Source organism: Bacillus sp. FSL H7-0578 (genome assembly GCF_038630855.1).
GTDB lineage: Bacteria > Bacillota > Bacilli > Bacillales > Bacillaceae > Bacillus > Bacillus safensis.
The window spans coordinates 1014272-1037120 of the sequence record NZ_CP152045.1 but is presented as its reverse complement, the minus strand read 5'-3'; the positions used below and the strand labels follow the sequence as shown (position 1 = coordinate 1037120).

Sequence of the window (22849 nt, the reverse complement as noted above, 5' to 3'; positions counted from 1 at the left end):
ACCTCTCATTCCGATACATTTATAATGAAATTTCTAAATTACCATCAAAGAAATAAAGAATTTTCTCCTCTAATGTTCTGTTTGTTAAACGTTCTACTACTTTTGCATATAACGCTATTTGAGTTTCATAGCGCTTTTTCAATATAGGTACAGCTGCTTCAAGACCGCCTGTATATCTGCCTTGCACTCTATCTGTTTTATAATCTAGTAAATATAGTTTTCCATCCGATTCAAATAAACAGTCAATCATCCCTTGAATAAGGACAGGCTCCCCCTCTGCATCAATATGGCTGTATACCTCTTTAACAGGTAACACCATACTAAATGACACTTCTCGTTTCACCCAGTCCGCTTTCAGCAGCTTTTGACCAATAGAAGTAGAGAAGAAAGCTGCAATTCCTTCTTGATCAATTGACTGGACTTGTTCATTTGTTAGCAAGTCTCGCTGCTGTAAGGAATCGAGCAGCTGATGTATACGGATTTCATCAAAGGGCTCGTCAGAAGGAAGCGCAATATGCTGCATGACTGTATGCATTGCGGTGCCTTGCTCTGCGGCAGTGAGTGTTTTTTTCTTCATGAAAGCCGGCCGGTCATACATCGTGGCACGGGCTTTTCGAAGAGAAGAAGGAACACTGTACTCATCCTGTATTTCTTTCATTCTTTTTATCTCGGAAACTGACTGCTTTGTGCCGACTTGTGAGGCCGCTAGGTATGGGTATCTCCATGAAAGTCTCTCTGCTACTTTCTCATCAGCATCACCATATTCTTCAACAGGCAGACCTTCCATCAAAGCTTGTACCACCTCGTCCTGCTGATTCTTTTCAAGTGACATATCTTCTTTTAGAAGATCGGAAGCTTGAGTAAATGAGATCGTGAATGCTGATGGGTGCGACAGAACAACATCACCTGTTTCTTCTAAAATAGATGACATTGCTTGGTGACGGATGAGAGCAGGACCAATAAAATCTAAGTATGTTTTCGATTGATAACGTTCAAAATCAGGGAGGAGCCAGTCCTCTCCAGTTGCAGCATTTTGCCATTTGCTTAATGCCTTCACCTGATTTTTGACAGAGCCGACAAGAAATAATTTTTCCTTAGCCCTTGTGAGCGCTACATATAGAACTCTCAGCTCTTCAGATAATAACTCTTTCCTCATCTTTTTTTTCATTGCCACAAGCGGTAATGTTGCATAGCTAATTCTCAGCTCTGGATGAATATATTTGCTTCCAAATCCTAATTCTTTATCAAGCAAGTAGGACTGGTTTAAGTCCATCATATTAAAGTTTCTGCCGAGTCCTGCGGTAAAGACGACTGGAAATTCTAATCCTTTACTGCTGTGGATCGTCATCATGCGAACAACGTCCTCTGTTTCACTGAACGTTTTTGCCGCACCAAGATCATCTCCACGCTCCTGCATTCTTTCGATAAAACGAAGAAAACGGAACAGCCCTCTAAAGGCAGCTTTTTCATACTGCTTCGCTCGATCATAAAGAGCACGGAGGTTCGCCTGTCTCTGCTTGCCTCCAGGCATCCCGCCAACGTAATCTAGATACTGCGTATCGCGGTATACTTCCCAAATCAATTCCGCTACTGAATGATTCATGGAGAAATCACGCCACTTACGCAGCAACCTGAAAAACCGTTCTAGTTTTTTGCATGTAGGGTGATCTGAATGAGTCACACTCATAAATGCCTTCACAGCATCATAATAAGTGCCTTTTTTATCACTCGTGCGAATTAGTGCCATTTCATTTTCGTCTAAATGAACAATTGGTGATCTTAATACAGCTGCAAGCGGGATATCCTGATATGGATTATCGATGACTTTTAACAGAGAAAGAATCACAGACACCTCTGTTGCTTCAAAATAACCGGAGGAAAGATTCGCATACACAGGGATTCCCTGCTTCTTCAATTCCTCCATCATTTGCGGGGCCCAAGGCATGGAGCGAAGTAAAATCACAATGTCCCGATACTGCAAGTTACGGGTCATTTGCTGTTTTGCATCGTACACTTGAAATGGCTGCTCCACCAATTCTCTTATTTTTTTAGCAATGACTCTCGCTTCTAGTTGTACGGTCTCTAGATCTTCTCGCTCTTCGTCAGTTTCTGCTTCCTGTTGATCTAAATGTACAAGAAGCATTTCTGTCGTTGTATCTTCGCTTTCTGGATAACTAGCTCCAAGCTTTAATTCAGCTTGTTCATCGTAATCAATTTCTCCAACTGTTTCCCCCATCAGCTGTTTGAACAAAAAGTTCGTACTGTCTAACACATCTGAACGGCTGCGGAAGTTTTTATTTAAATCAATTCTTTTCCCTGTTTCTTCGCCGTCTGGTGTAAATTGTTTATATTTGTTTAAAAAGAGCATAGGCTCAGCCAGTCTAAAACGATAAATGGACTGCTTTACATCACCAACCATAAACAGGTTGCCCTCTGCAGCATGTTCCCCTTTAGATACAAGCCTTAAAATCGTTTCCTGTACAAGGTTTGTATCCTGGTATTCATCAACGAGCACTTCTTCAAACTGCTGTTGATAGTACTTGGCCGCTTCTGTTTCAATCAAATTTCCTTCCGCGTCCTGCTCTGCTAAAATGCGTAAGCAATAATGCTCTAAATCCGAAAAATCCACGATTGATTTTTCTTGCTTCGCTCTTTCGAAACGCTGTCCAAATTGGATGACAAGCTCCACAAGTGTTTCGACCACCGGCTTCATTTCAGCTAAGCTTTTCAAATGCTGGGCGGGACTGCGCATAAAGTATTCATCTTTGAGCTTTTCTAGTTGTTTTTTTGCTTGATTGCGTGCATCTGTGGCTTTTTCTAACAGCACAGGGTCATATTCGTCCCCTTTACATGTTTTGAGCCTTTTAAAATTGATGTTTGGCAAAAGCTCGTAAAGCTTCTCAAAATCATCTTGGTGCCTGATTAATTCATTGATCTGCTCTAAATCATCTATAAAATTTTCTGCTCTCGGCGCGGGGCCACCCGGTTCTTTTGATAGGGCGAGAGCTCGTTCGAGCAGTTCAAGACAGCTTCGAAAAACGAGAGAAAGGTCCTCTTTGATATATGGGTAAAACGGTAATTGTTCTACTTTTGTTTGAGCATCTACATCATAAAGAGAAAGGAATGCCCTCATCCATTGTTCAGGTGAAGGATGAGATCTAGAAAATTCATAAATTCTCTTCACAAGCCATTGCAAATCTAAATCATGACGGTCAGAAGTGTAACGATCAACCAGTTCAAAGAACGCTGGCTTTCCAGCCTTATATTCATCCTCAAACAGTTCATCTAACACTTCATCTCCTAATAATTCTCCTTCTGTTTGATCAGCCAAACGAAAGCCTGGATCAAGGTCAATCTCATAGTAAAAGGTGCGCAAAACCTGCAAACAAAAGGAATGCAGGGTGGAAATATTGGCACGATTCATGAGCGACAGCTGTCTTCTCATATGAAGGGACCCGGGGTTCTTAGCTAATTCCTTTTCAAGTGCTTCTGTGATCCGATGCTTCATCTCTGCCGCAGATGCATTTGTGAAAGTCACAACGAGCAGACGATCCACATCAACTGGATCTTCAGGACGGGTCATTTTTCGAATCAGCCGTTCAACCAAAACAGCTGTTTTACCTGACCCTGCCGCCGCCGCAACAAGGATATCTTGTCCTTCTGAAACGATGGCTTCCCACTGGTCATCCGTCCAAGTACTGTTATTCGGTTTTGGTATTTGCATACTGATCCCCTTCTTTTTTGATCCGGTCTATCACAACATCATCCTTTTCAGATGAAAGCACTCTAAATTCATTATCCTCTATCGATTCATCAAATTGGCAAATAGACTTAAATGAACAAAAGCGGCATGGTGTTTGATCCTTCAATTTATATGGATTAATGGCTACCTCGCCATTTGTAATTCTTTCGCCTGCCTCTTCAAACGTGCGCCGAACATGCTGTGTGAGTATATGGAAATGATCTTCACTTAAAACAGCAGAGTCAGAACGGAAAGACCCATCCTTTTTCAAGCCAGCTTGAATGACTTGTGATCTTCCTGATTCAAGCGTTTGATCCATTAGCTTTACCGCTTCTACATCTTCAAGCAAAAGACCTTTCATTTTAAATTTCTTGAATATTTCCTTCTCGATTTCATCCTCTGCAAGCGGAATCGGTGCTTGAATGAGCGGATCATGAATATGGAAATATAAAATGCCAGCTGGCGTTGCTTCTACACCGAGCCACTCCTTTGAATACGTAATCGTCAGGTCTAAGTATGTGAGCATTTGCAAGGCCAGCCCATAGTATACTTCTGCTAGATCAAGGCCTTTCTCACTCGATTTGTAGTCGACGATTCTCAACAGCAGCCCTTTTGAACCTTCTGCTTTATCCACCCGGTCAATTCTTCCGACAAGCTCCATCGTGCAGCCATTTTTCAATTGAAAAGTAAACGGCGGAAGTGGCCCTTGGCCACCAAAGCCTAACTCAAGCCCAACGGGAGAAAATCCACTCACTCTTGCATGCTCACTTAATATAGAAGAGACTCGAATCAAGATTTTCTGGAGCTTTTCTTTAATATAAGCATGCCGGTTAGAGCTTAATAGGATTTCCTTTTGAAGACGCGGTGCAAGCTGTTCGATTGCATGTCTTGAATAGTTGACACAGTCATCCTTCGTTAGGTTTTTCCAATCCTTTTTTTGTTCAACAAGCGTATCTGAAATATGCTTTAAGGCCGAGTGAAACAGCTGGCCGATATCGGGTGCTTCCAATTTATAAAATTGCCGGTCCTTTAGTTTTAACCCGTGGGAAGCAAAGTGAGAAAATGCACACGCATTGAATTTCTCCATTCTTGAAACACTGCCTTGAATGTGATCACCATAAAGTTCTTTTGTGACGTTTGGTTTTAAGCGCTTCGCTCGATTTGTAAAAAACAAACTCGACAAGATGTTTTTTGATACATCCCGATGAGATGACGTCATCAAATAATTATAGACACTCCACCATACACCACTGATGGGGTATTGGTTGAGCCATTGCTGCAGCTGCGAGACAGTATACGATAACGAGACATGCTCATTCGCTACAAATTTTAATTGCTCCTTGTCATCCAGCTGTTCCGGGTCTAACACATACAAAGCATGCTCATGATTTGGCATAAGCTCCTGACAATACTTGATAAGAGGCGAAGGCAATAGAGAGCGCCCCTCTTCATCTGACACTGAATAAGACAGATACAAATGATGAGATGGACTCGACAGTGCCTGGTAAATTAAAAATTGCTCATCTAGCAGCCGTTCCTTTCCTGTCTCTGCGAGTTCTGCTCCTGCTCGTTTTAACCACTCCCGGTCATCCTCAGACAAAACACTTTCGTCAGAAGGACGTGCGGGAATAACGCCATCATTTACCCCAATGATAAACATACACTTCACTTGATACATTCTCGATAAATCCATACTTCCGATAAATACTTGGTCGAGTGAAGGCGGAATTAAAGCGAATTTTAAAGAGGCCAATCCTGTATCCATCATCTGTTGGAATAAAGGAAATGAGAGCTCCTCCTCACCGAGCATTTCAACAAATTCATCCATTAATTGAATAACAGCATCCCATACTTGTCCATGCTGCATGGCTTCAGCTAAGCTACCTGCTTCTTCAGCTTCCAGCCTAGCCTTTTCAAGTTTATCCGGCACTTGTATTTCCTCTAAAAAGACATAAACTGCCTCTACCATGTCTTTTACCTTTTGCGCTTTTTTCAGCCTTTTTTGCAATTGGAAAAGCGGCGGTGCGATCCATTCCTTTACATCATTCAGCATCTGTTCCATTTCAATTTCTTGATCTGTTTGTCCAAAATCCTCATCTAAGGATTGGAATCGCCTGTAATGGAAACGGGAACCGTTTGTCCAGCGTTCTCCTTTTACACCATAAGCAATACAGTAGTTTTCAAGCTGGTCTGCCTGTTCTCTCGCTTTGTTTTTGGCAAGTTCGAGCGGAAATAAGAACTCTGTCTTCACGCAGCGAAACACGGCCTCATAACGCCAGTTTCCTTTAATGACATCCAAGCCTGAACGAATTAATTCAATGAGCGGATGATACTGCATCGATTCATTTCCATCAATAAAAAATGGAATATCGTAATCTCGAAAAACCTCTTTTAACGTATCTTTATAGTCGTCTACATGCCGCGCTACAATCGAAATATCTCGCAGTCTAAGTCCTTCTTCTCTCACTAAATGAAGAATTTCTCTCGCTACTCCCTCAATTTCAGCTCGTTTACTCGCACTTTTAGACACTGTGAGATGAGGGGTTATTTCCTGATATGGCTTCACCGGTCTCTGCTCATATTGCCGTTCTAAATAAGCAAGATCCGGCGTATGAAGATGACGGTTATTTTTCTCCAAAATGTGCTCAGAAATGGACGCGCCGCACTCTTTAGCAAGCTGATAGAGCTGGAAATACGTTTTACCTGTCATACGAAATAAATCAAGTTCATTTGGCTGTTTATCATGATAGGAACGATCCACTGTGAAAGCAGCCGTTATTTTCTCAGCATGCAGCAGAAGCTGTTCAATGACGAGAAGCTGCTGCGGTGTAAATTGATAAAAACCATCTATATAAATGTGTGCTCCTTTTATTTCTTCAGATAAAGGAATTTGCTCCGTGAGAAGCGTCAAATAGTCTTCTGAGTGCACATATTCATCTTGTAAATGCTGCTCCATCTGCTGATAAAGAACATGCAGATCATGCAATTTCTCGGCTGCCCGTCTTTCTTCTGTATACTCTGAATGCATGCTCGATAATGAAATTTTTTCAATATCCTCAGGCAGCATGCAATATCTCTTGAACTCAGCCATCGTCTTTTCGATTTGCTCGACAAACCCCGGCTTATCACTCGCTTTTTTGAATACCTTAAACTTTTCTTTCTCCTCTTCAATCACTTTTCTTAAAAGCATTTGAATTCCTGTGCTTGTCACAAATTGCCGGTTCGCTCCGCCAGTCTGCTGTAAAATAGACCAAGCAAGACGCGTGAAACTAAATACTTTGGCCCTAATCATCCCGCCAGCTTCAGACGTTTTTGCAAGCTCGTATTCCATTAAGAATGTCATTTGATCCGGGACTAAAAAAATGATTGGCGGACCCAACGGATCAAGCCGAAGCTGTTCTTTGATTTCCTCTAAGATTGCAGTCGTTTTTCCACTCCCCGATCTGCCTGCTAAAAACTGAATCTCCACGCTCCACAACACCTTTCTTATGTACTCATATTCTAGCGAAAATAAAAGTAAATAGCTATTTTCCCCTTCTCCTTCCTAAAAAGATATAGGCACCTTTCCTTACTCTTCTCATATCATAAACCATCATGAACTCAAAGGAGGCTGGCAATATCATGTATTACGGTTATTACGACTACCCGCCATATGACATGCGCCAAAATACAAGAATCATTTCAGACCTTGAAAAAGCAATCAATGGTGAATATTCTGCGATCCAATGCTACGAAAAACTTGCTCAAAGAGCAAAAACTCCTGAGGCAAAAAAAATCATTCAAGAAATACGCCAGGATGAAGTCAGACACTATCAACTATTTTCAAAGCTGTATTATTCTTTAACAGGTAAAAATCACAAACCAAGCGTAACAGAACCTTGTCCAGATCAATTTAGAGAAGGGCTTCTTTTCGCATTTAAAGATGAACAAAGAACGGTCGATTTTTACTTAACGATATCAGATTATGTTCGGGATCAAGGAACAAAAGAGCTGATGAAACGTATCGCTCAAGATGAACAGCAGCATGCTGTATGGTTTTTATATCTTTTAACGCACCATGTGTCTTAGATAGTCCTATTTTAATAGGAGATCGTATGTTCCGTCAAAAAATGAAATCGGCTTTTTGTTCATTCAATCTATCAAATAAAATACTATTCTCAATAAATCCCTCATCTCTTTCACTTTTTCAAACGTGAAAACGACAATTTGATAAATAAAAAAACTCCTCTGCCACAAATAGCAGAAGGAGTTTTTTTCATGATCGTTTAATGAAATTTTGCTTCATTGCTTTGCTGCTGATGTTTTAGCAACCCATCAATGGACAGCATCTTACTGCCGCTGAGTGTTAAATAAAGGGCCATGACAAGCAGCGATAGTTCAAATTCATAACCGCCAACAAATCCTTTAGAAAAACCAACCGTAATAATCGCCACAGCCATAATTGGTACAAATAATGCTGCGAAAATACGTGTTCCTAGACCTAAAATCAAGGCGATACCACCGACCAGCTCAATTGTCTTTACAATATAGGCCATAAATTCCGGTACACCGATTTGTCCAAAGAATGCCGCTGTTCCCCCCAGACCTCCTTGATATGCCTGAAGTCCGTGTAGAAAGAAGATAATACCTAAAATAACACGTACAAAAAGTGTTCCTATTTCTTGATTCGTTTTCATATAGTGATTTCCTCCTGTTTTTACACTACATAATGTAATGTTAATAAGTAAAAAAAATTAGTAATTTAGGTTAAGCATAATCATTAAGGCCACCATGAGAATGGTTGATGTGACAATGGGAATGATGGGTACATTGAAAGGAATATTGTATGTTGGATTTAAGATCTTCTGTATTCTTAAATTCAATGCCCGATCTCCAAAGGATACCGCAAACTTCGTTTGTTTTTGAAACTGCGTTCTCTTTTTAATCAGCTTCAAAAGGGCTTGCCCTACTCCAAGCTCAGTGCCTGTCTGCCGAATCGCATAGTCATCTGCGATCACTTCACGAAAAACGGAATAGCTTTGTCTCATATGCTTTAACACTGGAATGTACCAAATAACTTTTGTGAGCATTGAGAATGTGAAAGCCTTTAAAGGATCATAGCTGTATTTGTGGTGTAATTCATGATAAACAACAGCGTCAATCTCCTCTTCATCCAGCATGTCCATGAGAGACGTTGATAAGTAAACCTTTGGGTGAAGCATCCCCATGGCAAAAGCAAGCGGTTCATGACAATGAAACACAATGATGTCATTTGCATATTTCTCAGATAAAGATTCGGTCGAGTGGTAATCGACTGCAAGCATCAGATTTTGCTTGAATTGAATGTACGTTTTGATTTGCTTCGTCATATAGAAAATCGCAAATCCCAGTGTGTAGAGGACTAAAGCATCTAGAAAATATTTCAAAGGAGTGAATCCATAGAATTCGAGAACAGATTGGCATACATGAATAAGATTATATGCTTGATTCCAGCCAAAAAAGCTTGAAAGCACGTAATAACCCATCTGATAAAAAATCGTTAAACCAATCAATATACCGCCTAAAAACAGCAGGCTCGATTTCATTTTATTCATTTTGCTGCTCCTCTTTTTTGGATGCCAGCCTTGCTTCAAGCACTTTGAGTAATTCAGGGTCAGCACTTTCAATTGCATCCACCATATGATTCACTGCCAGTGGACCAAAATCGTCCATCAGCCCTTGGGTAATCCATTTTGTCTGCTCATTTAGAAATTCTTCTTTTGTTAAAATGGGATTATAAATAGATGAACGCCCTTTTGTTTTCTTCTCGACAATTCCCTTTTCGGTTAAGCGGTTCAGCACAGTCATCACCGTGTTGAAATTAATCGGCTTCTCATCTGACAGCTTCTGCTGCACTTCTTTAATCGGCATACCCTCACCTTGATAAAGGATCTCCATAATCCTTCCCTCTAAAGGACCGAAAAAGCGATTCAATCCCTTTTCATTATATTTAAAAGAAGGAATTTTCATGTCATCACCTCACACTAAGGATTGTAGTGTAATTGAAAATGATAGTCAACAGATAACCAAAATAGGGGAAAATCGTTGCATATTACCTTGCTTCTTGGTAAAAATTACGAACCTATTTATATCAATAGGCAATCTGATTCTCGATAAGATAATCTTATGAAATTGGTAAAAAAATTCGTATTTTATTTATAGAGACTTTTGTATTATAGTGAAGATAACAACATTTCACTTACTGAACAAATTTATAGGAAGAAGGTTTACATGTGATGAAACAAGGAAACAGCCTTCGAACCGATCTCATTTTGATCGCGATAAGCGGTTTAGGTGGATTTCTTTTGTCTTTAACAGGAATGTCTATTGGCTGGATGATCGGAACATTAATCACGGCTGCATTTATTGCCATGCGACGCCCCGCCCTGTTTCAGCGTAAAGGAAACAACACCTTGCGTATCCACAGCAGATGGCTACTCCTTGGTCAATTTATTCTCGGAATCGAACTCGGACAAAAAATGAACATGAAAGTTCTTCATATTTTCACTGAACATTGGCTCCCTGTGAGTTTCATGCTCGTTTTTTCTATTCTACTGGCGATGCTCTCTGGCTTTGCCTTATGGAAGCTGAGTAAAACAGATATGCTGACCAGCTTTGTCGGAACAGCACCAGGCGGTTTATCTGCTATGCCAGGGATTGCCCAAGAGGTTGGAGCAAATACAGCCGTTGTCAGTCTCGTACAAACAACACGTGTATTAATGGTGGTACTCACCATCCCATTTACGGTGTTCTATTTAAATACAAAAAATCCAGCGGATGCAGCTGCAACCGTGCAAGGGAGCGCCTTTTCATCCGGCGTTTTCACCCTGTCAAATATCTCGTGGAGTATCGCACTTATTTTAGGTGCCTGGCTTATGTCACGCCTCGCGGTTCGTCTTCATTTCCCTGCCCCTTGGCTGATTGGCAGCATGTTAGGAGTTGCAGCTCTTCAAGTAGGTGCAGGTGCGCTCATAGGTCATGATTTGATTCCTTACTGGCCAGCACAAGCGAATATCGCGTCACAGGTATTTCTAGGTGCAACCATCGGTTCAAAAATGAATAAACAGATGTTTGTCGGGCTAAAAAACACGTTAATTGTGGCCGTCGTCAGCTCAGCTGGACTGATTGCTGCAACGGTTCTCAGTTCAATTGCCATTGCAGAAGTCACAGGCATTTCTGTCATTACAGCCATTCTTGCCTTTTCGCCTGGCGGTATTGCAGAAATGGCAACAACAGCAGTCACACTCCATGAGGACTCAACCTTTGTAGTAGCTGTACAGGTCGTTAGAATCATTCTTGTCATTGCGATGCTGCCACCGTTTTTTCGATTCTTACATCATGTCTGGGCAAAAAGACATCCTGAATATAAAGCCGCAAAATAAAAAAAGAGACGCTTTGCATGTGCAGAGCGCCTCTTCTTTTATTCATTCTGATTTCTTTTGACACCAACTACTTGATCCTTTGAAATCGTTCCAAAATGCCGGCTGTCGAAGCTATGTATTCGGTTATCTCCGATCACGAAGTAATGGTTTTTTTTGATTTTATCTTGTCCTGTGATAGCTTTCAGCTGAAAATCTCCTGTCAGGACATTCCCCATTTTATGTTTTTTCTGCTCTTTTAAATAGGGTTCTTTCCATTTTTCCCCATCGACAAATAACTGATCATCTACATACTTGATCGATTCTCCTGGGAGCCCAATGACCCGTTTGATCAAAATTTGATTTTTGGGTCCGTGAAATAACACATAATCAAACCGGCTAATTTTCGTGAGTTTTGGCGAGAACTTGTTGATTAATAATTCTGTTCCATCTGTAAATGTAGGGTCCATACTAACCCCTTCTACTTTATACTTCACAAACATGAAATTCTTTACCTGGAACAATAAGACGATGCATGTAATAATCATCAACCATAGCAATGGCTTCTTTTTCATTAAGAGCCTCCTTTGTCCTCACGCTTGCTCATTCGAATATTCAACCTATTTTCTACTCTCTTTCCAACATACCATAATAAAACGATAACTAGAACCGCAAAAACACTTCTTAACGGATTCTTTACTAAAGCAGAAAGATCATAACCGATAAAACTAATGATAAAGAGCATGACACACTTACCAGCTAAAGCAGCTAATGAAAATTGCCACATGCTAATTCTTGATAAGCCTGCGACAACATTGACAGCCGCAGAAGGTGTAAAAGGAAAGCAGAGTAAAATAAATAACGGACCAAATCCCCGCTTCTCTACCCAAAGCATCAATTTCTTAATGGAAGGGTGTCTGCTGATAAAGTTCAGCATTCTCATCTGTCCAAATTTTCTGATCAGTAAAAAGACAAGAATAGACCCTGCACTTGCACCGATCCAGGTTAATAAAAAGCCTTCCCAAAGGCCGAATGCATTTGCATTGGCCACCGCAAACGCCACAAGTGGTAAAAACGGAAGAAATGCTTCAATCAGAGGAAGCAATATAGCGACAATTGGTCCAAAAGCCTTGTAGCTTTCAAAAAATGATGTGATATTTTCATGAGTAAATAGAGAAAGAAATGATGTCAACTTGTTTGACTCCTTCAAGGTTTGTCTACATTTCATTTTACATGGAAAACATAAAAATATACAAATGAATCCCACTCGCCCCCTTGAGATTGTTTGACTCATTCGATATAATAAACAAGAACATTTGTTCTATTCATAAAGAAAGCAGGCTTGGACATGACAAGACTATCAAGAATACAGCTTCAGATGATGGAACAGGCCATCTTTCTTCCAATGGTCATCTCCATCCTCAATCGTGACCTGACACACTTAAAACAACATCAAACATTTAAACTAAATGAACCATACATTCAGCTTGTGACCTCTGTGTTAAAGGAAGCACAGAAAGCACTTTACGAACTGAAGCAGCATTTACGTAAAGAAAATATGAAAGTACAGCAAATTGAACACGATGAAGGATTTACAACGTATCTATTTATCATAAATGGCTATGAAGAAAAGCATAAATACTTTAATCCGCGTATACGTCACCGGGTAGAGGAACTGCTGACTGCATATTTTCTGCATCAAGCAAATTAACTTCTTGCTGAAATGCGGCGCGGTACCCATGCAAAAAAAGCCTGCCGCGGCGGCAGGCTCCTTCTTATTTATGATAATTCAAGCTGTTTTCTCAGCTCTGTTCTAACTTCTTCTAATCCTGGTCCATCTAACTCAAAGTAATACACATTCCCAGGCTGATAATCATGGCCCTTTAGCTGAATCGTATCCACTGATTTCAATGAGCTCAGTAATGGAAAAAGACCGATGAACTGTTTCATGGAAAGGTTGGTTGAGACATTATCACCAAGCGTATCAATGATGTTGTCGTATGACGGGATCGAAGAAATCGATTTAGATTTTTCAAAGATGGCTTGAAGTGCTTCCATTTGGCGCTTTCCGCGCATGAGATCACTATCAGCCTTTCTCGTTCTCACGAAGGCCAAAGCTTCTTCGCCATTCAGTCTATGAGTGCCTGTTTGCACTTGAACTTTTCCCTTTGAATCCTTTTCCATCTGTTTTGCGATGCTTTCATCTTCAATCGTTACGTCAATTCCATTTAGCTCATCCACAATGTCTTGAAACGCCTTAAAATTCCCTGAAATCACATAGTCTACAGGAATGTTCAACAAATTTTCGACCGTTTTGACTGACAAATCTGCACTCCCAAACGCATGGGCGTGAGCAATTTTATCATATCCTCTTCCCGGTATATCTACATAAGAATCACGAGGAATACTGAGAAGCTTAATGGTTTTGTCTGTTCGGTTCACCGCCGCCAGTAAGACCGCATCACTTCTTGCTTCATCTACCGTTTCACCTGGACGGCTGTCAATTCCAAGCAGCAGCACCGAAAAGCTGTCCTTTCCTGGATCAAAAGCTTTCACACGCTTTTGCGAGGTGTCTCCTCTTTCTAATGATACTTGCGCCTTATTCGACGCTTTTGAAATTTTATAGTATGCGTATCCAGTCACGGACACTGCCATCACCATGACAAATGCCATGATAAACAGCACGGCTTTTACCCAAGGTCTTAGTCTTCTTTTTGATCTTTTTTCCTTCATCCTTTCCGAACCCTCACTCTATCTTAGTCTATCAATGTAGGTTCCACTATAACATATTTTGATGAAAGTTTCCTGCACGCAACATATTTTTATGAATCCACAATAAAAAAGCCGCTCAAGATGAGCAGCTTTCGTTCATTATTTTTGGCTAATACCTTGTTTTACTTCACCAATCATGGCAGATAATGATTCAAGCCCGCCGCCGGATAGATACCACATGTCAGAGTTCAAATACACCACATGGTTGTTTTTGACCGCTTTGACTGATTTCACATAATCATTCTCAACAAGCTGTTTCGCAGACGTTTCTTCTCCAATCGCTGCGCCTCGATCAACGACAAATAGATAGTCTGGGTTCGTTTTGACCATGTATTCATACGAAATGCTTTGACCGTGTTTATCAGATGGCTCAAGCTTTTGATCTGCCGGTGTGATACCAAACACATCGTGGATGAGACCGTATCTTGACTTAGGTCCGAACGCTGTCATTTTGCTGTCGTTCGCCATGATCACCAGCCCATTTTTCTTTAACTCTTTTGCTTCTTTCTTTAAAGCATCCACTTTTTGATCAATGGCTGCAAGTTCTTCTTTAACTTTGTCTTCTTTATCAAAAACCTTGCCTAAAGTTTTGGCATTCTTTTTAAATGATTCCATATAATTGGCATTGTCTACATCCATATAAATCGTAGGGGCAATATTAGAAAATTCATCGAATGCATCTGCTTGACGGTGCTGGATAATGATTAAATCCGGCTTAATTTCTGCAATTTTTTCAAAGTTCGGCTCTTTTAATCCGCCGACATTTTCATATTTGTCTCCTTCATATTTTGATAAATATTTAGGCACCACTTGTTTCGGTAAAGCTGTTACATTCACACCTAGTTTGTCTAACGTATCAAGACTTCCCATATCAAACACGACCACTTTTTTCGGGTTTTTCTTGATCTTTACACCATCTTTATTCAGCATGTCTTTTACCGTGACGGTTTCCCCTTTTGTGCCTTCAGTTTTTCCTTGGTTCCCGCAGGCAGCGAGTACCACGATTGCTATTAATATAGTCATCATCCAAGTCCATTTTTTCATACGTAATCACCTCTTCATTTTTTTAAGAAAAATATAAGCAAATGCGCTCACCACGAATAACTTCAATCGGTATGCGCATGTCATAAATTTGTTCAAGTGCTTCTGTTTGAATCACGTCGTCCACTCCACCTTCTTTAATGACCTGTCCATCTTTTAAGGCGACGATATGATCGGAATACACAGAGGCAAAGTTAATATCATGAAGAACCACAACAATTGTTTTCCCAAGATCTTTGACGAGCTGCTGAAAGAGCTTCATCATCTCAACAGAATGATTCATATCCAAATTGTTTAAAGGCTCATCTAAGAAAATATAATCTGTATCCTGCGCCAGCACCATTGCAATAAAAGCTCTTTGTCTTTGTCCACCGCTCAGTTCATCTACATATTGATGCTGGATATCGGCAAGCTTCATGTATTGGAGGGACACATCAATCATCTTCTCATCCTCTTTTGTCAGATGACCCTGCGAGTAAGGGAAACGGCCAAAGCTGACAAGCTCCCGAACGGTCAGCCGCACATTCATATGATTGGCCTGCTTTAAAATACTCATTTTCTTTGCAAGTTCCTGCGGAGGGTATGCACTATATGGCTTGTCTTCTAAATAAGCTGCACCTGAGTCTGGCTGAATCAGCCGGCTCATGATGGATAAAAGCGTGCTTTTCCCCGCACCATTCGGACCAATGAGAGACGTCAGCTGTCCCTTTTTCACACTGATCGTTGTGTCGTGAAGCACTGTTTTTCCGTTATACGCCTTACTGACGCCCTTCATCAAGACCATGAACGACTCTCCTTTAACAGTAAATAAATAAAATACAGTCCGCCGACTAAATCAATCAACACACTAAGCGGCGTTTGAAAAGTAAATACCTTTTCTACAAGAAATTCCCCGCCTACAAGGGCAATCACGCTGATAAAAAAAGAGCCTAATAGCAAGTATGTATGCCGGTATGTCCGAAAAAGCTCTCGTGCGACGTTTACGGCAAGTAAGCCGAGGAACGTAATTGGTCCGACAAGTGCCGTTGCGATAGACACAAGGACAGCTATCACGATCAGCATCTTTTTTGTGATGCTGTCATAGTCAATGCCTAGATTCACCGCATGTTCCTTGCCAAGAGACATGACATCTAATTTGGAGCGGAATGTCCAAATGTAAACACACAGCGCCGCAAATAAAACAGAAGCAATCAGTAAGATGTCCGTGTTCATGTGATTAAAGCTTGCAAAGGATTTATCCTGTACGACCTGATATTCATTCGGATCGATCAGCATTTCCATAAACGAAGAAAGACTTTTGAACAATGTCCCAAACACAATTCCAACAAGCAGAAGTAAGAAAATGTGTTTATTTTTGCGTTTGAACATGAATGTATACAGCAGTACAGAAAATAGAATCATCAGCCCAACGCAAAGGAAAAAATTAAGATTCTTATTGACGATCATTAAATTAGTCGACCCAAACACATAAATAATCGCTGTTTGCAAAAACAAGTACAGTGCGTCTAAGCCCAATATGCTCGGCGTTAAGATTCGATTGTTGGTCAAAGTTTGAAAGACAACAGATGAAAAGGCAATCGCGCCTCCCGTTAATGTCATCGCAAGCACTTTCTTTAAACGGCTTGGGACTGTGTACGGCCAGTACCCCATTTGAAAGGTAATAAAAATTACGATCAACACGGCTGCAATGGCTGCAATCAGACATAATATACGTTTCTTATGCATAGCGTTTCCTCCTTAATAACATGTACAGGAAGATCGCACTCCCGATGATGCCTACCATGAGCCCAACTGATATTTCATATGGATAAATGATCACCCTTCCGAGCACATCACAAATCAGAACAAAAATAGCTCCTAGTAAAGCTGTATGCGGGAGGCTTTTTTTCAAGTGATCGCCGCGGTAGATCGAAACAATATTCGGAATGATTAATCCAAGGAATGGCAGCATCCCGACAGTTAAAATGGTGACAGACGTAATCATTGAAACGATCACCAAACCAACTGCCATCACACGTTTATACGTTAAACCTAAGTTGACAGCAAAGCTCTCGCCCATGCCTGCCACTGTAAAGCGGTCAGCATATAAATACGCAATGATCAATAGTGGAACGCTCACATAGAGCAGTTCATAACGCCCTTGGACAATAAGAGAAAAATCCCCTTGAAGCCATGCGGATACGTTTTGGATCAAATCATATTTATAGGCTATAAACGTAGATATTGAACTGACAATCCCCCCAAACATTAAGCCGACTAATGGTACATAAATCGTATCATTCACCTTGATATGCCGCAGGATTTTTAAGAAAAGAAGATTCCCAGCTAAAGTAAATAGAAACGCAATCCCCATTTTCATAAGCGGATTCGCATGTGTAAAAACAAGCATTGCTGCTAAAATACCAAGCTTCGCCCAATCCATCGTTCCTGCAGTGGTTGGTGAAACAAATTTATTCCTCGTCATGCTTTGCATAATAAAGCCGCATAAACTAAGGCTCATACCAGCAAGCACAATACTCACGAGACGCGGGAGGCGGCTTGAAACTAACGTGTGCACTTGTTCATCTGTTAAATGAAACAGTTCTAAAATGGACAGATCCTGTACACCGACAAACAGAGATATACATGCCAAACATACAAATAACAAACTTAATTGATACAACTTCATACAGGTTTCTCACTTTCTATCAAGCTCTATCCGCCATAAATGATTATCATTATCAATTAAGCGACAGTTCATATATTATCACATCTAGTGAAATATTCAATAGCGGTATAAAAAAGACGAAAACTCAAAAAACAGCCTGCGGCAGCGGCTGCTTTTTCTCTTATTGAATATTCAATTGAAATTGTCCATTCAGTTCTTCTTCTGCTTCTTGAAATAACTGACGCAAGCTCTCAGCATAATCACCAAGAGCGTCTTTGCTCGTTTGAAAATTCACCCATGTCAGTTCTACTGGAAGAGTCACCTCTCCTGTCAAACAGTCCCAAAGGGCATCAAGGTTTTTCCCATAATAGTCAGGAAAGTGTAAAACTGTTTTTAGCTGGTCATGAAGCTCTTCTTGCGACCTGCACGCTGCGCCATCAAGCTGCACTTTTTTCATGTTCATCTTCCCCTCTCCTCTCTATATTTTAAACGAATTGGAAGAGAAAGAGAAAGATGGACATCTTACTTTTGTTTCTGCCCGACACCTGAGATCAACAAAATGAGAAAGGCAGCAAAAGAAGCTTGCGTTGGCATTTATCCATTAAGTCCTTATTGTTTCGAAAGGGATTACTGGTAGAATTCGCCTGTACGGACGAAAGCATGATTCAATAGGGCGTACGCCGTTTAAAGAAAATCCTTCACATCTAAAAAAGTCTGGAAGGTTTACTTCCAGGCTTTTTTAGGATGATTGCTGAATCTGACCTACTTCTTCAATAAATGCGGATGTCTGCTGCAAGCCATCCTGAAAATGATGGGTAGCGGAAATAAACAGCTTTTCTTGATCGGGATGCTTCAAGAGCTTTTCCACCTTACTGATCCCTTTTTCAAATGAAGCAAGGCCTGTCTTTAATTGTTGATCGGCCTTTTGGTAAGCAGCTGGAACTTCTTGATGATCAAGCCCTTTTTGAATCACACGATCAAATGCTTTCGTCGCTTCTGTCAATTTTTTATTTGTTTGGATCTTTCCATGTCCATCTGAGATAAACTGACCGGTCATATTTTCATATGCTTTATTTAACTCATCCATATAAGACTGCACCCATTGTTCATAAGCAGCTTCTTTTGTGTCTTGCTTTGAAGGCGGCTGACCTGCTTGCTGACAGGCTGCTAGTAATGTCAAAGTTAGGATAAATAGCAGCACCAAATGTGATTGTTTTTTCATACAGAGCCTCCATTTCTTTATCCCATTCGTTCATATCGGTCAAATATAAGCATCCTTTACCACATAAGATTTCTTTTATTGTAACAGACAAGCTCGTGTCTCTTCTGTGATTTATGGATAAATGAATGAAAATATGTCTAAGGATTCACATTTCCCTGTCATTTCCCAAACAACCAATAGACGATGAGACATACGTATTTGGTTTCAATGAATTCTTCTTTATGATGTAGCGGCGCCTTTTTGCATTTCATTCATGCTGGATAAGAGGTCCAGCGGCTGCTCTGCCGCTGGCTTTTGACTAATATTTGTTTCGAAGCTCCCTTAATATAAAATCGTATACGAGATTGAGCTGCTGTTCTTTTGGATACAGCATAAATTCTTGTTTCTTCGGAAGACCTCCATCGAGACGATCTTGAAATTTCGTTCGGAGATATGCTGTCCGGTGCACCTGACTCTCAAATGATTTATATGAGACATCAAGTTTGACGGCTTGCTCGTTTGTAAAGGTGACCACCGTGTCTCCGAGGGATGATTCTTGGAAGGTATGAATGTATTTGTGGGAGATCCAGCCGCACTGAGGACGGTTGGATGAATAGGTTGGGAAAAAATACAGATGATTGGATGAGTCAATCACAATTGGGGGTTTGTGAGAAATTCCTGTTACTTCGTATGTTCCCGCCTTTCTGCCTGCATAGCTTGAGCCGAAGAATCTGCAGCTGCGTTCAATAATTTGCAGGGGTTTTAATTCAACGTAAAAGCTTGTCTCTCTTTCTATAACTTTTGAATATACTCTTTTTCCTTCTTCAACTGGAAGGACCGCCATTGTTGTTTGATTAATGACGTATGAATCTAAAGGTGTTTCACTAATTCCTGACACTTCATTTCCTCCTGTGTTAATATTTGGTTATTTGAGATACTATTAATCTATCACCAACATATAAGAAACGACAGGATTTTTTCAAAATTTATTAAAAATCATCTTTTTATCATATTTTTTAGTCCATTCGATCTATCGAAAAGCCATTTTTAAAGATATATCACATCCTGTCGATTGGACAAGAGGTGTCGATTCTGCTCAAAAATAAATTGTCTAAAAATTATAAATTTTTGTTGATTTTTTCTCCGCCAATCCATATACTATAAAAAAGGCATCGGGGGGATTCTTTATGAAAGAGAAAAAAACGTATGCTGAGCTCATGAAGTCCCGCAACACCCAAAAAACCGAAGAAAACGGCGTCACCATTTTAGACATCTATATTCAAATGGTTTTAGATGAGGCGCTTTATAAACAGCGCTTAACCTTCCTAAGAGAAGAGATTGATAAGGCACTGGATCAGCGTGATGAAAAGCGATTCAATGACTTGTCAGCTCAATATGCAGAACACTGCTTACATCAATCATGATGATTTTACTTGCGGCAGAGAGACAGTAACTCGTCTCTTTACCGCAAGTTTTTTGTTTATCCATTTAAAATGGTCCCGCCATTCACATGCAGCATTTGTCCATTCATATAAGATGAGTCTTCGCTCGCTAAAAATAAATAACTTGGCGCAAGCTCTACTGGCTCACCAGGACGTTCCATTGGGACATCTCCGCCAAATTCAGAGACTTCTTTTTCCGTAAAGGTTGAGGGAATCAGCGGTGTCCAAATAGGACCGGGAGCTACTCCATTCACTCTAATCCCTTGTTTAATGAGCGATAAAGATAATGATCTCGTAAAGGTGACGACCGCCCCTTTTGTGGATGAATAATCGATCAATGTTTCATGCCCTTTATAGGCGGTGACAGAGGCTGTATTAATGATACTGCTTCCTTTTTTTAAATGAGGAAGAACAGCCTTTGTTAAATAAAACATGGCAAAAATATTCGTTTGAAACGTCCGAAGAAGCTGATGCGAGGTAATTTGCTCAATGCTTTTTTGTGGATGCTGTTCCCCGGCGTTATTCACCAAAATATCAATGGAACCGAAGGCATCTTTTGTTTTTTTGACGACCTCATTAGAAAAAGCCTCATCCCCTAAATCACCTGCAATTAAGATGACACGGCCTCCCGCTTTCTCAATATAGTCCTTCGTCTCCTCGGCATCACGATGTTCACTTAAGTAAACAATGGCGACATTGGCACCTTCCTTCGCAAATAAAACAGAGACTGCTCTTCCAATCCCGCTGTCTCCACCTGTCACAATGGCTGTTTTTCCTGCTAACTTTTTATTCTGCACCTCACGATCAAAGACAGGTCTAGGGTTCATTTTATATTCAAGACCCGGACGTTCATTTTGGTGCTGAGGCGGTAATGTTTTCTTCGGCTGCTTTGTTGACACGTTAGTCCACTCCTTCCTTTTATCTTGTTTATTTTTATGTGCTGGCTGCTTTTTTATGTATGACGCCCCTGTTTCCTTTCAGATGTATGATTTTCAGCATTGTGGAAAAATTATACACAACAAATCATTGGAGGCGACAACATGGAACAAGAACATAAAGGAATGGAACAGGCAAAATCGTTATGGCTGGCGGATAGTCAGAAGCATTCTTTTCCTGCTGTCAGTGAAGATCTCACAGCAGATGTGATCATTGTCGGCGGCGGTATTACCGGTATCGCTGCGGCGTTTGAAATGACAGAGCGAGGACTAGATGTGATCATCATTGATGCCGAACAATTGCTGCAAGGCACGACCGGACACACAACGGCTAAAATCACCTCACAGCATGATGTGTACTATTATGAGCTGATTCAACAAATTGGGATGCCAAAAGCACGTTTGTATGTAGAAGCAAATGAGAAAGCAAAAGACCTCATTCAAGCTCGTATCAAAGAGCACGACATCGATTGTCAGCTAGAGATAAAAGATGCTTACCTTTATACAAAGGAAGAAAGCGGTGTAAAAAAGTTAAAGAAGGAATTAGATGCCTACAAACAGCTTGGTATTGACCGGGAATGGAAAACAAAGCTTCCTTTTGACGCTGATATTAAAGCAGCCCTTGCGATGACCAATCAGGCACAGTTTCATCCCCTTCATTATCTCAATGCGCTAATCGACAAGCTCCTAGAGCGAGGTGTACGTATCTTTGAACAAACAACCGCTGTTGATGTAAAAGAAGGGAACCGCCCTGCTGTCGTCACAAAAAGCGGATATCATCTGACAGGGCGCTATGTCATTTCATGCTCACACTTTCCTTTTTATGATGGAAAAGGACTTTATTTCACCCGTATTCATCCAGAGCAATCCTATGTCGTAGCAGCTAAAACAACCAAACCACTCACAGACGGAATGTACCTAGGAATTGACCAGCCTGCTCACTCTTTAAGAACGGCAGAATGGGACGGAGAAGAAGTAGTCCTCATCGGAGGAGAAGGCCATAAAACAGGACAAGGCGGAGATGAATCCGCTCACTATGAAGGACTAGAAACGTTTGGAGATGCCACCCTCGGAATAGAAGAAGTGCTGTATCGCTGGTCAACCCACGATATGGTCACAATGGATCAAATCCCTTACATTGGCCGCCTGACCAAACACCACCAGAATATCTTTGTAGCAACCGGCTTTAGAAAATGGGGCATGACTACAAGCCACGTCGCTGCCACTCTTATCGGTGATTTAATTGAAGGTAAATCGAATCCATACGAATCAATCTTTACGCCATCAAGACCTGTTACTGACTCTTTCGTCAAAGATTTCGTTAAAGAAAATGCCAATGTCGCTGCCAAGCTGATCAGTGGTAAATTCAAACGAACTGATCAAACAATCGATGATTTAAAACCAGGTGAGGGCGGCATTATCTCGTATGAACATAAAAAGTGCGGCGCCTATAAATCAGAGGATGGGAATGTCTTTCTAGTCGATACAACATGTACTCACCTAGGCTGTGAAGTGGCTTGGAATAATAGTGACCGCACTTGGGACTGTCCGTGTCACGGTTCACGTTTTTCCATTACTGGAGAAGTAGTAGAAGGCCCTGCTAAAAAACCACTAAAAAGGTCATATAAAGAACAGTAAAATTTCACTCGTCCCCCCCTTTAAAAAATCCAATATTATCCGATAAAAAACATAA

Annotated in this window: 21 protein-coding genes; 5 read left to right on the top strand and 16 right to left on the bottom strand. The window is 40.8% G+C overall.

Features of this window, described 5'->3' with window-relative positions; all coding sequences use genetic code 11:
- Positions 1 to 19 precede the first annotated feature (19 nt).
- Positions 20 to 3724: a helicase-exonuclease AddAB subunit AddA gene (gene addA, locus MHB41_RS05190; RefSeq protein ID WP_340899042.1), complete on the bottom strand. Its 3705-nt coding sequence runs from the start codon at positions 3722 to 3724 to the stop codon at positions 20 to 22.
- Entirely contained in the window at positions 3702 to 7211 is a 3510-nt protein-coding gene (gene addB / locus MHB41_RS05185) for a helicase-exonuclease AddAB subunit AddB (RefSeq protein WP_340899044.1), read from the bottom strand. The genes addA and addB overlap by 23 nt, the downstream gene beginning before the upstream one ends.
- 152 nt (positions 7212 to 7363) lie before the next feature.
- Here addB and MHB41_RS05180 point away from each other — a divergent pair, with 152 nt between their 5' ends.
- Positions 7364 to 7810, top strand: coding sequence for a ferritin-like domain-containing protein (locus tag MHB41_RS05180; RefSeq protein WP_034282153.1), 447 nt, complete (start codon positions 7364 to 7366; stop codon positions 7808 to 7810).
- A gap of 197 nt (positions 7811 to 8007) precedes the next feature.
- On the opposite strand, the gene MHB41_RS05175 is transcribed toward MHB41_RS05180, so the two are convergent.
- From MHB41_RS05175 to MHB41_RS05165, 3 genes are read right to left on the bottom strand one after another with little or no spacing between them, the layout of a single operon-like run.
- Positions 8008 to 8418 (bottom strand): DoxX family protein, encoded by a 411-nt coding sequence (locus tag MHB41_RS05175; protein ID WP_034282155.1) that lies wholly within the window; start codon positions 8416 to 8418, stop codon positions 8008 to 8010.
- 57 nt (positions 8419 to 8475) lie between these two features.
- Positions 8476 to 9315 (bottom strand): M56 family metallopeptidase, encoded by an 840-nt coding sequence (locus tag MHB41_RS05170; protein ID WP_034282157.1) that lies wholly within the window; start codon positions 9313 to 9315, stop codon positions 8476 to 8478.
- Positions 9308 to 9730 (bottom strand): BlaI/MecI/CopY family transcriptional regulator, encoded by a 423-nt coding sequence (locus MHB41_RS05165; RefSeq protein ID WP_034282159.1) that lies wholly within the window; start codon positions 9728 to 9730, stop codon positions 9308 to 9310. Before MHB41_RS05165 ends, MHB41_RS05170 begins: the two co-directional genes overlap by 8 nt.
- A gap of 266 nt (positions 9731 to 9996) precedes the next feature.
- On the opposite strand from MHB41_RS05165, the gene MHB41_RS05160 reads away from it, so the two are divergent.
- Entirely contained in the window at positions 9997 to 11142 is a 1146-nt protein-coding gene (locus tag MHB41_RS05160) for an AbrB family transcriptional regulator (RefSeq protein ID WP_034282161.1), read from the top strand.
- A 38-nt stretch (positions 11143 to 11180) separates the two neighbouring features.
- Here the strand turns inward: MHB41_RS05160 and lepB are convergent, their stop codons facing one another.
- Entirely contained in the window at positions 11181 to 11693 is a 513-nt protein-coding gene (gene lepB, locus MHB41_RS05155; protein ID WP_034282162.1) for a signal peptidase I, read from the bottom strand.
- The gene (locus MHB41_RS05150) at positions 11693 to 12310 is read right to left on the bottom strand and encodes a TVP38/TMEM64 family protein (protein ID WP_024425492.1); all 618 of its coding nucleotides are present in this window, start codon (positions 12308 to 12310) and stop codon (positions 11693 to 11695) included. Before MHB41_RS05150 ends, lepB begins: the two co-directional genes overlap by 1 nt.
- A 156-nt stretch (positions 12311 to 12466) precedes the next feature.
- Between MHB41_RS05150 and MHB41_RS05145 the strand changes: the two genes are divergently transcribed.
- Positions 12467 to 12829, top strand: a complete 363-nt coding sequence (locus tag MHB41_RS05145; RefSeq protein WP_034282166.1) for a hypothetical protein — start codon at positions 12467 to 12469, stop codon at positions 12827 to 12829.
- 68 nt (positions 12830 to 12897) lie between these two features.
- Here MHB41_RS05145 and MHB41_RS05140 read toward each other — a convergent pair whose 3' ends face one another.
- The 8 genes from MHB41_RS05140 to MHB41_RS05105 all read right to left on the bottom strand — a co-directional run bounded on the left by MHB41_RS05140 (position 12898) and on the right by MHB41_RS05105 (position 19677).
- Positions 12898 to 13851: an LCP family protein gene (locus tag MHB41_RS05140; RefSeq protein WP_034282168.1), complete on the bottom strand. Its 954-nt coding sequence runs from the start codon at positions 13849 to 13851 to the stop codon at positions 12898 to 12900.
- A 138-nt stretch (positions 13852 to 13989) separates the two neighbouring features.
- Entirely contained in the window at positions 13990 to 14934 is a 945-nt protein-coding gene (locus tag MHB41_RS05135) for a siderophore ABC transporter substrate-binding protein (RefSeq protein ID WP_340899048.1), read from the bottom strand.
- A gap of 22 nt (positions 14935 to 14956) precedes the next feature.
- Positions 14957 to 15715, bottom strand: coding sequence for an ATP-binding cassette domain-containing protein (locus tag MHB41_RS05130; RefSeq protein ID WP_041110022.1), 759 nt, complete (start codon positions 15713 to 15715; stop codon positions 14957 to 14959).
- Positions 15706 to 16656 (bottom strand): iron chelate uptake ABC transporter family permease subunit, encoded by a 951-nt coding sequence (locus MHB41_RS05125; RefSeq protein WP_340899050.1) that lies wholly within the window; start codon positions 16654 to 16656, stop codon positions 15706 to 15708. Before MHB41_RS05125 ends, MHB41_RS05130 begins: the two co-directional genes overlap by 10 nt.
- A complete protein-coding gene (locus tag MHB41_RS05120; protein ID WP_041117046.1) occupies positions 16649 to 17599 on the bottom strand; it encodes an ABC transporter permease in 951 nt (316 codons plus the stop codon). Before MHB41_RS05120 ends, MHB41_RS05125 begins: the two co-directional genes overlap by 8 nt.
- A 160-nt stretch (positions 17600 to 17759) precedes the next feature.
- Positions 17760 to 18035, bottom strand: a complete 276-nt coding sequence (locus tag MHB41_RS05115) for a barstar family protein (RefSeq protein WP_340900249.1) — start codon at positions 18033 to 18035, stop codon at positions 17760 to 17762.
- A gap of 282 nt (positions 18036 to 18317) precedes the next feature.
- Positions 18318 to 18800, bottom strand: a complete 483-nt coding sequence (locus MHB41_RS05110) for a hypothetical protein (RefSeq protein ID WP_070325675.1) — start codon at positions 18798 to 18800, stop codon at positions 18318 to 18320.
- 298 nt (positions 18801 to 19098) lie between these two features.
- Positions 19099 to 19677: a competence protein ComK gene (locus tag MHB41_RS05105; RefSeq protein WP_041117040.1), complete on the bottom strand. Its 579-nt coding sequence runs from the start codon at positions 19675 to 19677 to the stop codon at positions 19099 to 19101.
- A 289-nt stretch (positions 19678 to 19966) separates the two neighbouring features.
- On the opposite strand from MHB41_RS05105, the gene MHB41_RS05100 reads away from it, so the two are divergent.
- Entirely contained in the window at positions 19967 to 20203 is a 237-nt protein-coding gene (locus tag MHB41_RS05100; protein ID WP_008348804.1) for an IDEAL domain-containing protein, read from the top strand.
- Positions 20204 to 20259: 56 nt separating this feature from the next.
- Here the strand turns inward: MHB41_RS05100 and MHB41_RS05095 are convergent, their stop codons facing one another.
- Entirely contained in the window at positions 20260 to 21120 is an 861-nt protein-coding gene (locus MHB41_RS05095) for an SDR family oxidoreductase (RefSeq protein WP_034282185.1), read from the bottom strand.
- Positions 21121 to 21261: 141 nt separating this feature from the next.
- Between MHB41_RS05095 and MHB41_RS05090 the strand changes: the two genes are divergently transcribed.
- Positions 21262 to 22794 carry an FAD-dependent oxidoreductase gene (locus tag MHB41_RS05090; protein WP_041117038.1) on the top strand — a complete coding sequence of 511 codons (1533 nt, stop codon included), beginning with the start codon at positions 21262 to 21264 and terminating at the stop codon, positions 22792 to 22794.
- Positions 22795 to 22849 lie beyond the last annotated feature (55 nt).